The organism is Thauera butanivorans NBRC 103042, assembly GCF_001591165.1.
Classification (GTDB): domain Bacteria; phylum Pseudomonadota; class Gammaproteobacteria; order Burkholderiales; family Rhodocyclaceae; genus Thauera; species Thauera butanivorans.
On record NZ_BCUG01000015.1, the window covers coordinates 64,194 to 76,165 of the forward strand.

The following is an 11,972-nucleotide window of genomic DNA, read 5'->3' on the forward strand; positions in this document are numbered from 1 at the left end:
CGGCGGCCGTGCTCCACCGCAGCCATGCCTTTCCGAGGCGATGAACGATCCGGCTCGAACAGCCACACATTCGTCATATATGTTTCATCGCCGCAACAAAACTGAAGACAAGCCCGTCACAAAAACGAACAAATCTTTGCAAAGCTTGTTACGAATCATTATTGTTCGCAGAAATTTGCCAAATCGTAGCCAGCCACCTGCAGCGTAAGTCCTCTTATGTGCGAGTCAGGAAGCCAGCCAACTTTCCCGACATCAACCAAGGACTTCGTTTCATGGCACATACTGGAACTCCGCGCCTGCGGCGCACTGCCCTGCTGATCGGCCTGGTCTTCCCTGCCGGCGCAGCCTTCGCCCAGGAGCAACAGCTCGGCTCGGTGGTGGTCAGCGCGACCGGCTTCGAACAGAAGATCACCGACGCGCCAGCCAGCATTTCGGTCGTCACCCAGGAAGAACTCGCCAGGAAGCCCTACATGAGCCTGATCGACGCGGTGCGCGATCTGGAAGGCGTGGACGTCGGCGAAACTTCGGACAAGACCGGCCAGAAGACCATCAGCATGCGCGGCATGGGTTCGGAGTACACGCTGGTCCTGGTCGACGGCAAGCGCCAGAACAACCACGGCGACATCTATCCCAACAACTTCGGCGGCAACCAGTTCAATCACATCCCGCCGCTGGACGCGATCGAGCGCATCGAAGTCATCCGCGGCCCGGCCTCGACGCTGTATGGCGCCGACGCGATGGGCGGCGTCATCAACATCATCACGAAGAAAGACATCGCGAAATGGACCGGCTCGGTCACGGTCGGCCGCAGCTTCCAGTCCGACAACGATTTCGGCGACGACACCACCACCGACTTCGCCATCCGCGGCCCGATCCTGCCCGGCAAGCTCGGCGTGGCCCTGCGCGGCAGCTACTACGACCGCGAATCCTCCACCCCCGAATATGCCCCGTCGGTCGCCCCCGATGGCACGGTTCACCCTCGTAGTCTGGGCTTCGGCGGTGGCGGCAAGACCGTCGACAACACCAACCAGGCCTATGGCATCAGCCTGTTCTTCACGCCGGACGAGCGCCAGCGCATCACTTTCGACTACGACATCTCCAGGCAAAAGTACGACAACAAGCCCGTCGTCGATCCCGTTACCGGAAGGACCAGCTTCCCGCTCGGCACGGTGGACAGCATCAATACCATCTGGCAGGCAGGGAACTACTGCCAGGGCGCCAGCGGCAACAATGCCGGTGCGTGCGCAAACAACGGCGGCACCTGGAGCCGCCGCGCCAACCCACAGGTCGGATACGTCGACGAGCAGAAGTTCACCCGCGACGCCTGGTCCCTGACCCATGAAGGCAAGTGGGATTTCGGCAACAGCTTCATCTCGCTGTCCTACGTCGAAACCGACAACAAGGGCCGCACCCTGCCCTTCACCGTGGCCGAACGGCAACAACTGCTGGCGATGTTCGACGGCACCGGCGCCTGGGCCGGCATGAGCGAGGCAGAACGCAAGGCTGCCGCCGAAGCCGCCTTCCTGCCGCGCTCGAAACGTGTCATGCAGAGCAACCAATACACGCTGGACGCCAGGCTGGACATTCCGCTGCAGAATCTCGCGGGTGAGCACCTGCTGGTCGTCGGCGGCCAGGTCATCGACGGCGAACTGAAGGATGGCGTGTTCGGCCTGGAGTCCGGCACCTCGGGCAAGGTCCAGGACCACAAGATGTGGTCGCTGTTCCTCGAGGACAACTGGATGGCGACCGAAGCCTTCACGCTGACCGCCGGCATCCGCTACGACGATCACGATGTGTTCGGCAACCAGGTTTCGCCGCGCCTCTATGGCATCTACAACCTCGACCCGCAATGGACCCTGAAGGGCGGCGTCAGCACCGGCTTCAAGACGCCCAAGACCACCGACCTTTACGACGGCATCCGCGGCTTCGGCAACCAGGGCACCTCGCCGCAGTTCGGCAACCCCGACCTGGAACCGGAAACCAGCCGCAATACCGAACTGGCGGTGTACTGGAACCATCCGGCCGGCCACAGCTTCAACGCTACCGTGTTCCACAACGACTTCAAGGATAAGATTTCCAGCCAGCCTTGCGGCCCCGGCACCGGGCTGGAGTGCTCCGGCACCGGCGACTACGCCGATCTGGGCTACACCACGGCCTCGAAGAGCACCAACATCGACAAGGTCGTGATCCAGGGCGTGGAACTGGCCGGTCGCTGGCAGATCTCGCCTGCCTGGGCGCTGCGCGGCAACTACACCTACACCGACAGCGAGCAGAAGAGCGGCGCCAACAAGGGGCGGCCGCTGAACCAGACGGCGAAGCACATGATGAACACCACGCTGGACTGGCAGGCGATGGACAAGCTCAACATCTTCCTGACCATGGAGGCACGTTCGAAGCGCTACCGCGGCGTGATCAACAACAAGGAAGCACACTACAAGGATTACGAAGTCTTCCACTTGGGCGCGAGCTACCACGTGACCAAGAACGTCACCATCAACGGCCGCATCAACAATCTGCTGGACGAGGACTTCACCACCTACAAGACCGATTTCATCGAGTGCACCAGCGGCAACTCGTGCATCAACGGCTGGCAGCCCAGCTACCTCGACGACTTCAACAACAAGGACAAGGCGCGCAACTTCTGGATCAGCCTCAACGCCCGCTTCTGATCAGGGCATTTCCCCCGCAACGGCGGGCTGCACCGGCTTTCGGTGCAGCCCGTTTTTTTCGTTTCGGCCGTCGGTGCGTCGCCCTTTCCGGCATCGGCAGACATGACGAACAGAGCCGGAATGGCTCCAGATTGCAAGAACCATTGCGATATTGAAACAACTGATACAAATCATTATCATTCGCCAGGTTTTCTCCAGAACAAGCCTACCCCGCCTGACGGATGAGCACACCGTGCGCTGGCGGGAGGCCGGATCATTCCTTCCACATAAAGGACCCGCTTCATGCCACACACCGCGATACCACGCCTTCGGCGCACCGCCCTGCTACTGGCCCTCGGGCTTTCATCCAGCGCGACATTCGCCCAGGAACAGCAGCTCGGTTCGGTGGTCGTTTCCGCCTCGGGCTTCGAACAGGACCTGAAAGAGGCGCCGGCGTCGATCTCGGTCGTCACCCGGCAGGACCTGGAAACCAAGCAGTTCCGCGATCTGGCCGAAGCCCTGCAGGATGTCGAAGGCATCGACGTGCGCGGCAGCACCGGCAAGACCGGCGGCCTCAACATCAGCATCCGCGGCATGCCCAGCGACTACACGCTGATCCTGATCGACGGCCGCCGACAGAACGTGGCCGGCGATGTCACACCCAACGGCTTCGGCGACGCGCTGACCAGCTTCATCCCGCCGCTGTCGGCCATCGAGCGCATCGAGGTCATCCGCGGCCCGATGTCCACGCTGTACGGCTCCGACGCCATGGGCGGCGTGGTCAACATCATCACACGCAAGGTCGCGCAGGAATGGAGCGGTTCGCTGGGGCTCGAAGCCAGCTTCCCCGAGGACAATGACTGGGGCAAATCGCAGAAGCTCAACCTGTATGCGAACGGTCCGATCGTCCAGGACCTGCTGGGCATTGCAGTGCGCGGCAGCACCTTCCATCGCGGCGAAACCGAGCGCATTCGCGCGGCCAGCGGCAACGCGCGCGACCCGGCGCCGGCCAAGAGCCGCCAGCACAGCGTCGGCACCCGCCTGACGCTGACGCCGAACAAGAGCAACGACATCTGGCTCGACCTCGATCAATCCAGCACCTGGTACGACAATGAGGATTGCCGGCTCGGCGGGCGTGATTTCCTGCAGAGCAACTGCATCACGCCGAATACGACGGTGACCGGTTACAAGGACTACATGCGCATCGAGCGCGAACAAGTCGCGATCGGCCATAGCAGCCGCCTGTCCTTCGGCCTGCTCGAATCGAGCCTGATGCGCACCACCACCGAAACCAAGGGCCGTACCATTCCGACCGCCTCGCGCCCCAGCGGCGATCCCCAGATCGGCGCGGATCGCACCTTGGAAACCGTGAATACGGTTTTCGACACCAAGCTGGTCGCGCCGCTCGGCGAATCGCATGTGGCAACCGTCGGCGGCCAGTGGTGGAAAGCCGAGTTGACCGACCGCCTGCTGCCCGACGATCACGAACAGAAGATGTGGTCGTTGTTCGTCGAGGACGAATGGCGCCTCGCCGACAACCTCGCCGCCACCTTCGGCGCGCGCTACGACCACCATGACGCATTTGGCGGCGAAGTCAGCCCGCGCGCCTATCTGGTCTGGAACGCGACGTCGAACTGGACCGTGAAGGGCGGCGTCAGCCAGGGCTTCAAGGCGCCCCGCCTCAACCAGTTGATCGACGGCGTCAGCGGCATCAGCGGACAGGGCACCTCGATCAGCATCGGCAACCCGAACCTGAAGCCGGAAACCAGCACCAGTACCGAACTCGGCGTGCTGTTCGACAACCAGCAGAACCTGAGTGCCTCAGCAACGCTGTTCCACAACAAGATCGAGGACAAGATCAGCAGCGGCGGCGACTGCTCGGTCAACTTCATCTCGAGCTGCGTCGCCAATCCGGATGCAACCTATTCGATCAACAACGACGAGGCAAAGACCTGGGGTGTCGAGCTCACGTCCCGCATCGTGCTGGCACCGCGCTGGCTGCTGAGCCTGAACTACACCTGGACCGACAGCGAGATCAAGCAGAACGGGCGCAAGAACGGCAAGCTCAGCGACACCGCCAAGCACATCGCCAACGCACAGCTGCGCTGGGACACGACCGACAAGCTGAGCCTGTGGGCACGCGGGGAGTACCGCGGCAAGAGCCGCCGCTTCGATGGTGACCCCTCCGGCTTCTCGGGCAACACGCTGAGGGAGTATCAGGCGCTCGGCGACCTCAAGGGCTACTCGCTGTTCCATGTGGGCGGTTCGTACAAGCTCGCCAGCAACGTGACGGTCAACGCCAACATCTTCAACCTGCTCGACAAGGACTTCACCAAGTACAAGACCTGGACGAACGTGAATGGCATCGAACAGCTTGGCAGCGACTACTACACGACTGCGGCATCGACGAGGGGAACCGTGACTGCCGGCCGCACCCTCTGGATTTCCGCGAACATCGATTTCTGACCTGGCACAGGCGCACCCCTCCTTGGTGTGCGCCTCGCCGGCCGCATCATGTTCAGTGAGCCGTACTGGCCATGCGCCAGTGCGGCTTTCTTTCCTTACGAGGCAGAACGCAGCTTGTTTGCCGCGCTGACTTCGTCCGGCACACAGCGCTCCGATTTTTCACTCCGACGTACAAAAAACTACAACAAATTCAGAAAACCTTATTGTTGCGAATGATTATCAACATTAGAATCGCCGGTTCATGGTCCCGACATCCAGCGGCTACGTACACCGCATCGGGCATTCGAACCGACGGAACCGCGCTTTACCGATGCCGACCTCTCCCGACTCCCTGAGCCGCCGCACGCCCAGCGCAAGCTCCACTCCGGCGTCCGGCCACCAGGCCGTCGCCCGCCAGCAGGCCCGCCGCGGCAACTGGCTCAAGACGCTGCACCAATGGCACTGGATCAGCTCCGCGGTGTCGCTATTCGGCATGCTGATGTTCGCCATCACCGGCATCACGCTCAACCACTCCGGCGCCATCGAATCCAGGCCCGTCATCGAGACCCGCACGGCCGCCGTGCCCGACGCCGTGGCCGAAGCGCTGCGCCGGCTGGCGGCCGACGAGGATGCCCCGGCGGAGCGGCCGCTGCCCGCCGATGCCGCCGGCTGGGTGGCCGAAGCGCTGGGCATCCCGGTATCCGGCAAGGATGCGGAATGGTCGGAAGACGAGATCTACCTCGCCCTGCCACGCCCCGGCGGCGACGCCTGGCTGCGCCTCGACCTGCAGGGCGCCGAAGCGGAATACGAGCTCACCGACCGCGGCTGGATCGCCTGGCTCAACGACCTGCACAAGGGGCGCAATTCCGGCGAGGCCTGGAGCTGGTTCATCGACATCTTCGCCGTGGCCTGTGTGGTGTTCTCGGTCACCGGCCTGCTGATCCTGCAGGTCCATGCCGCCAACCGTGCCTCGGTATGGCCCGTCGTCGGGCTCGGCATCGTACTGCCCACCGTGCTCATCCTGCTTTTCGTCCATTAACCCCGCCCTGGAGTCACCCATGCACAAACCCCTGTTCCTCGCCGTCGGCCTGCTCGCGGCGAGCTCCGCGTTCGCCGCCGGCATCGAGGTCGAGATCGAGTTGCCGCGCATCGACGTGTCGGACTACCGCCGCCCCTACGTCGCCGCCTGGCTGGAGCGCCCGGACAACTCGGTCGCCGCCAACCTGGCCGTGTGGTACGACGTCAAGATGCGCAACGCCGAAGGTGCCAAGTGGCTGAAGGACATGCGCCTGTGGTGGCGCCGCACCGGCCGCGACCTGGAGCAGCCGGTCGACGGCGTGACCGCCGCCACCCGCAACCCCGGCGTGCACAAGCTCAGCTTCACCGAAGGCCAGGTGCCGCTCGGCAAGCTGGCGGCCGGCGAGTACCGCCTCGTCGTCGAAGCCTCGCGCGAGCACGGCGGCCGCGAAGTCGTGACCGTGCCGCTGCAATGGCCGCCCGCTTCGGCCACCCGCAACGAAGTGCGCGGCGAGCACGAACTCGGCACCATCGCCGTCCAGCTCAAGCCCTGATCCATCCGCCATCCGACCCGAGGAGAGAAATCCCATGAAACTGAACAAGCACTTCGCTGTTGCCGCCCTCGCCCTTGCCGCCGCCGTGCCGGCCGCGCAGGCGCACGAATTCTGGCTGCTGCCGTCCTCCACCGTGCTGTCGAGCCCCGGCTACATCACCATCGACGCGGCCGTGTCAAACGACATTTTCTATTTCAACTACCGTCCGCTGGGCATCCGCGACAACCTCTCCATCACCGCCGCCGACGGCAGCAAGGTCGAACCCGAAAGCATGGTGCAGGGCAAGCTGCGCACGGTGTTCGACGCCAACCTGCAGGCGGCCGGCACCTACCGCCTGGCGATCGCCAATGCCAGCATGATGGCGAGCTGGAAGGAAGGCGGCGAAACCAAGCGCTGGCGCGGTCCCCAGGCCGAAATGGCGGACAAAGTGCCGGCCAAGGCCGATGAACTGACGATCCGCGAAAGCGTGTCGCGCCTCGAGACCTTCGTCACCGTCGGCCGCCCGACCGACGTCAAGCCGACCGGCCAGGGCCTCGAGCTGGTGCCGGTCACCCATCCGAACGACCTGTACGAGGGCTCGCCGGCGGTGTTCACCTTCGTCGTCGACGGCAAGCCCGCCGCCGGCATCGAAGTGGAGATGATCCGTGCCGGCACCCGCTACCGCGACCAGTTGGAAAAGATCACCCTCACCACCAATGCCGACGGCCAGATCAGCCACACCTGGCAGCACCCCGGCATGTACTACCTGAAGGCCGGCGTCACCGGCAAGAGCGAGACGATGGAAAACGTCGAGCGCCGCCTGTCCTACGTCACCACGCTGGAAGTGCTGGCGCAATGATCGGGGCCGGCCCGCCGCTCGCCGGCGGGCCGCCTGAATGCAGATGATAAGCAGTCTCGAAATCAGCCGCATCGGCCCGGCCGCGGGCGTGATCGCCGCCTACGCGGCCTTCTGCCTGCGGATCTGGCACGGCCATCGCAAGCGCGCCGCCGCGCACAATGCAAGCGGCGCCGACGCGGTACTGGTGGCTTTCGCCAGCCAGAGCGGCTTCGGCCGCGAACTGGCCGAGGAAGCGGCCACGGCGCTGGAATCGACCGGCGTCGGCGTGCGCCTGTGCGCGCTCGACGCGCTCGACGCCGCCGGCCTGAAAGCCTGCCGCCAGGCCCTGTTCATCGCCAGCACCTGCGGCGAAGGCGACGCGCCGGACAATGCGGCACGTTTCGTCAAGCGCACGATGGAGCTGGAGCCGTCGCTGGCCGAGCTTCGCTACGGCCTCCTCGCCCTCGGCGACGCCACTTATACGAACTACTGCGGCTTCGGCCGCCGCCTGGACGCCTGGCTGGAAGCCTGCGGCGCCACGCCGATGTTCCCGCGCATCGACATCGATCGTGCCGACGGCGATGCGCTCGCCACCTGGCGCCACCGCCTGGCCGCCTTCGCCGGCCTCGCCGAACTGCCCGAAAGCGCCCTGCCGGCGCTCGGCTTCTGGCGCCTGCGCAACCAGCGCCACCTCAACCCCGGCAGCGCCGGCGAACCTGCCTGGCACGTCGAGCTGGAAGCGGTCGACAGCGACGGGCCGGACGCCCGCCCCGTTCCGCTGCCCGACTGGCAGGCGGGCGACCTGCTGCAACTGCACCCGTCGGGCGAGGGCAGCCCGCCACGCGACTACTCGATCGCCTCGCTGCCCGAGGACGGTGCCGTCCATCTGCTGGTGCGCCGGGTACGCGGACCGGACGGCAATCCAGGCCTGATGTCCGCACAGCTGACCGACACTTCGGGTACGGTGCCGGTGCTGCGCGGACGCATCCGTCCCCATCCCAACTTCCGCATCGGCGACAATGCCGGGCGGCCGCTGATCCTGATCGGCAACGGCACCGGCCTCGCCGGCCTGCTCGCCCATCTGCGCCTGCGCGCCCGCCGCAATGACGGCCGCAACTGGCTGATCTTCGGCGAGCGCAACAAGGCTTTCGACGACTTCCACGGCGCGGAAATCGAGGCGCTCGAACGGCAGGACCTGCTGGCCCGCTGCGATCGCGTATATTCGCGCGACGAACCGGCGGAATACGTGCAGAACCGCCTCGCCGGCGCCGCCGACACCGTGCGCGCATGGGTCGATGGCGGCGCGGCGATCTACGTCTGCGGCAACGCCGTGGGCATGGGTCCGGCGGTACATGAAACCCTCCTGGCCATCCTCGGCTCCGAGCGCCTGGAACGGCTGGCGCACGAAGGCCGCTACCGCCGCGACATCTATTGAACATGACGGACCGCTGCAGCCGTCATGCCGGGGATTCCATTCAACTCGACGACAAGGAAGAAAGCATGATCAAGCAAAGCTTCGCCATTCTCGCCCTCGCCGCTTTCGGCACGCTGGGCAGCCTGCCCGTGCACGCCGAGGACGCCGCACCGCGCGTCAACCACTACGAAGCCAAGAAGGGCGAATCGAAGGACGAGACGATCGCCATTCTGCGCGAGACCAACGCCAAGCTGAAGGAACTGCTGGACGGTGAAATGGGCGAATACGACATCCATGACGTCCACAGTCTGAGCTACACGCTCGAAGACGCGCTGCTGGCGCTCGGCGACGAGGCCAAGGGCTTGCACAAGATCGTCACCGACATGCACTTCGCCAGCGAAGGCCTGGACCGCGAAGCCGTCATCGACTACGGCAGGGCTTATCTGAGCGGAATCGAGAAGCTGCTTCCCTGAACCTGATCCGGTCTCTCCGACCGGGTCTGCCCCGAGCGGCCCCCGCGGCCGGGCACTTTCTCCCTTCATGGAGGAAGTGCCCGGCCGCGGGGGCCGCCTCGTTTCCTGCATCAACGCCGACAGCGGGGCATTGTTGTATCCCGACAACATCTCAAAAAGTTCAATAAATTTTATTTTGTTTCGAAAACAATAATCGTTATTATTCGCTTCCACAAAATAGCCAGCCACCCAACCGGATATCTCCCGGCCAGGAAGCCAGCCAGCGTTTACTTCCTGCCCCCACTGACGGAGATACTCCATGGCCCACATCGAGAGCCAGAAACACACCTTGCCGCAGCAGCCGCGCCTGCATCAGACCACCGCCCTCACCCTTCTCGCCCTGGCCCTGCCCGGCACCGCCGCGGCCCAGCAGGCCGCCCAGACGCCCACGCTGCCGAAAGTCGAAGTCACCGCCAGCGGCGAACAGACCTACAAGGCCGACACGGTGTCCTCGCCCAAGTTCACCCAGCCGCTGGTCGACACGCCGCAGACCATCACCGTGATCAAGAAGGAAATCCTCCGCGAACAGCAGGCCACTTCGCTGACCGAAGCACTGCGCAACACCCCGGGCATCACCATGCTGCTCGGCGAAGGCGGCAACAGTAACCAGAAGGACAACATCTTCATGCGCGGCTTCGATACTTCGGGCAGCGTGTTCATCGACAACGTGCGCGACCTCGGCAACTTCGGCCGCGACACCTTCAACGTCGAGCAGATCGAGATATCCAAGGGCGCGGTCGGCGCCGACAACGGCCGCGGCGCGCCGTCCGGCTACGTCAACCTGTCGTCCAAGTCGCCCTTCGCCGACAACGCGCTGAGCGGCAGCATCAGCTACGGCAGCGCCGAGAACCTGCGCATGACCGCCGACATGAACCGGCAACTGGGCGAAACCTCGGCCTTCCGCCTCAACGTCATGAAGCAGGACGGCGGCGTCGCCGGCCGCGACCATGTGGAAAGCAAGCGCTGGGGCATCGCACCCTCGATCGCTTTCGGCCTCGACACGCCGACCCGCACCACGCTGTCCTACCTGCATGTCGAGCAGGACAACGTACCCGACGGCGGCATCCCGACGGTCGGCCTGAAGGGCTATTACAACGCCGCGCTGGCCGCCGCCGGCATCGGTGCGCGCAAGGTCGACACCGAGAACTTCTACGGCTCGAAGCACGATTTCGAGGACGTCAGCCTGGACATGTTCACCGTCAAGGTCGAGCACGACATCGCGCCCGGCACCACGGTGCGCAACACCTCGCGCTGGGGCAAGGTGCGGCATGAACTGCTGCTGACCGCGCCCGGCAGCGCGAATTCCAGCGCCACCAATCCGAACGGCATCAACGCGGGCAACGTCAACAACCCCGAAACATGGACGGTGACCCGCAGCCGCCAGACCAAGTGGCAGGAAAACGAACTGCTGACCAACCAGACCAACCTGACGACCGAATTCAGCACCGGCCCACTGGCGCACTCGCTGAGCGCCGGCCTGGAGTTCATCCACGAGCGCCAGCTGACCAAGACCCTGGTCGGCGCCGGCAGCATGGTGCCGGGCAATCTGTACGATCCCAGCCGCCACGATCCGGTCAGCAACTACGACCTGGGCACGGACGGACGCAAGGCCGACGGCGAGACGACCACCATCGGCGCCTACCTGTTCGACACCGCCAAGCTCGGCGAGCGCTGGCAATTCACCGCCGGCGTGCGCCTCGACCGCTACCGCACCGAAGCCCGCAACGTCGTCGCCTCGACCGCGACCAGCCATCCCGCGCTGCCGGTCGGCACCCTGGTGCCGCTGAACATCGACGCCAAGGACACGCTGACGAGCTGGAAAGTCGGCGCGCTGTACAAGCCGGCGGCCAACGGCAGCATCTATGCCGCCTACGCCACGTCGAAGCAGCCGCCGGGCGGCTCGAACTTCACCCTCAGCGCCACCGGCATCAACAACCCCAACATGGACCCGCAGGAAGCGCGCACCATCGAACTCGGCACCAAGTGGGACCTGCTCGACGAACGCCTCGCCTTCACTGCCGCGATCTACCGCACCGAGAACAAGAACGACCTCACCCAGACCGACCCGGTCACCGGCGACGTCACCCAATGGGGCAAGAAGACGGTGAAGGGCATCGAGCTGGGCCTGGTCGGCGCGATCACGCCGGCATGGCAAGTATCGGCCGGACTGGCCAGGATGAAGACCGAAGTCGAGGAAGGCAGCACCAGCCAGCAGGGCAACGCGGTGCAGTGGTCGCCGGAGCTGAGCTTCACCGCGTGGACCACCTATCGCCTGCCCTTCGGCCTGACCGTCGGCGGCGGCGCGCGCTACGTCGATTCGATGCTGCGCTCGTCCAACGATGCCACCGCCACCACCAACATGCCGGAGGTCGACGACTACTGGGTGTATGACGCGATGGCATCCTACGAGATCAGCAAGAACGTCTCGCTGCAGCTGAACGTATACAACCTCACCGACAAGAAGTACGTGGCGTCGATGAACAACAACGGCGCCCGCTACACGCCGGGCACGCCGCGTTCGGCCCTGCTGTCGGCGAACTTCCAGTTCTGAAGCGGCTCTCCTTG

The 11,972-nt window shown here is 64.7% G+C and carries 8 protein-coding genes; all 8 read left to right on the forward strand.

Annotated features, from left to right (window positions below):
- Window positions 1-272 precede the first annotated feature (272 nt).
- The 8 genes from TBU01S_RS06985 to TBU01S_RS07020 all read left to right on the forward strand — a co-directional run bounded on the left by TBU01S_RS06985 (window position 273) and on the right by TBU01S_RS07020 (window position 11,958).
- Entirely contained in the window at window positions 273-2,669 is a 2,397-nt protein-coding gene (locus tag TBU01S_RS06985) for a TonB-dependent receptor domain-containing protein (protein WP_068635920.1), read from the forward strand.
- A gap of 282 nt (window positions 2,670-2,951) precedes the next feature.
- Entirely contained in the window at window positions 2,952-5,114 is a 2,163-nt protein-coding gene (locus tag TBU01S_RS06990) for a TonB-dependent receptor domain-containing protein (protein ID WP_068635921.1), read from the forward strand.
- A gap of 310 nt (window positions 5,115-5,424) precedes the next feature.
- Window positions 5,425-6,132 (forward strand): PepSY-associated TM helix domain-containing protein, encoded by a 708-nt coding sequence (locus TBU01S_RS06995; RefSeq protein WP_083953505.1) that lies wholly within the window; start codon window positions 5,425-5,427, stop codon window positions 6,130-6,132.
- Window positions 6,133-6,151: 19 nt separating this feature from the next.
- Window positions 6,152-6,664, forward strand: coding sequence for a DUF2271 domain-containing protein (locus tag TBU01S_RS07000; RefSeq protein ID WP_068635922.1), 513 nt, complete (start codon window positions 6,152-6,154; stop codon window positions 6,662-6,664).
- Between the two features lie 34 nt (window positions 6,665-6,698).
- Window positions 6,699-7,502 (forward strand): DUF4198 domain-containing protein, encoded by an 804-nt coding sequence (locus tag TBU01S_RS07005; RefSeq protein WP_068635923.1) that lies wholly within the window; start codon window positions 6,699-6,701, stop codon window positions 7,500-7,502.
- Between the two features lie 37 nt (window positions 7,503-7,539).
- The gene (locus TBU01S_RS07010) at window positions 7,540-8,916 is read left to right on the forward strand and encodes a flavodoxin domain-containing protein (RefSeq protein WP_245650867.1); all 1,377 of its coding nucleotides are present in this window, start codon (window positions 7,540-7,542) and stop codon (window positions 8,914-8,916) included.
- Window positions 8,917-8,981: 65 nt separating this feature from the next.
- Window positions 8,982-9,368 carry a DUF6746 family protein gene (locus tag TBU01S_RS07015; RefSeq protein ID WP_068635980.1) on the forward strand — a complete coding sequence of 129 codons (387 nt, stop codon included), beginning with the start codon at window positions 8,982-8,984 and terminating at the stop codon, window positions 9,366-9,368.
- A 298-nt stretch (window positions 9,369-9,666) separates the two neighbouring features.
- Window positions 9,667-11,958: a catecholate siderophore receptor Fiu gene (locus tag TBU01S_RS07020; RefSeq protein ID WP_068635924.1), complete on the forward strand. Its 2,292-nt coding sequence runs from the start codon at window positions 9,667-9,669 to the stop codon at window positions 11,956-11,958.
- Window positions 11,959-11,972 lie beyond the last annotated feature (14 nt).

Bases quoted from the DNA above. Each gene is read 5' to 3' on its own strand.
- TBU01S_RS06985 (WP_068635920.1), top strand. From the start codon at position 273: ATGGCACATACTGGAACTCCGCGCCTGCGGCGCACTGCCCTGCTGATC.
- TBU01S_RS06990 (WP_068635921.1), top strand. From the start codon at position 2,952: ATGCCACACACCGCGATACCACGCCTTCGGCGCACCGCCCTGCTACTG.
- TBU01S_RS06995 (WP_083953505.1), top strand. From the start codon at position 5,425: ATGCCGACCTCTCCCGACTCCCTGAGCCGCCGCACGCCCAGCGCAAGC.
- TBU01S_RS07000 (WP_068635922.1), top strand. From the start codon at position 6,152: ATGCACAAACCCCTGTTCCTCGCCGTCGGCCTGCTCGCGGCGAGCTCC.
- TBU01S_RS07005 (WP_068635923.1), top strand. From the start codon at position 6,699: ATGAAACTGAACAAGCACTTCGCTGTTGCCGCCCTCGCCCTTGCCGCC.
- TBU01S_RS07010 (WP_245650867.1), top strand. From the start codon at position 7,540: ATGCAGATGATAAGCAGTCTCGAAATCAGCCGCATCGGCCCGGCCGCG.
- TBU01S_RS07015 (WP_068635980.1), top strand. From the start codon at position 8,982: ATGATCAAGCAAAGCTTCGCCATTCTCGCCCTCGCCGCTTTCGGCACG.
- TBU01S_RS07020 (WP_068635924.1), top strand. From the start codon at position 9,667: ATGGCCCACATCGAGAGCCAGAAACACACCTTGCCGCAGCAGCCGCGC.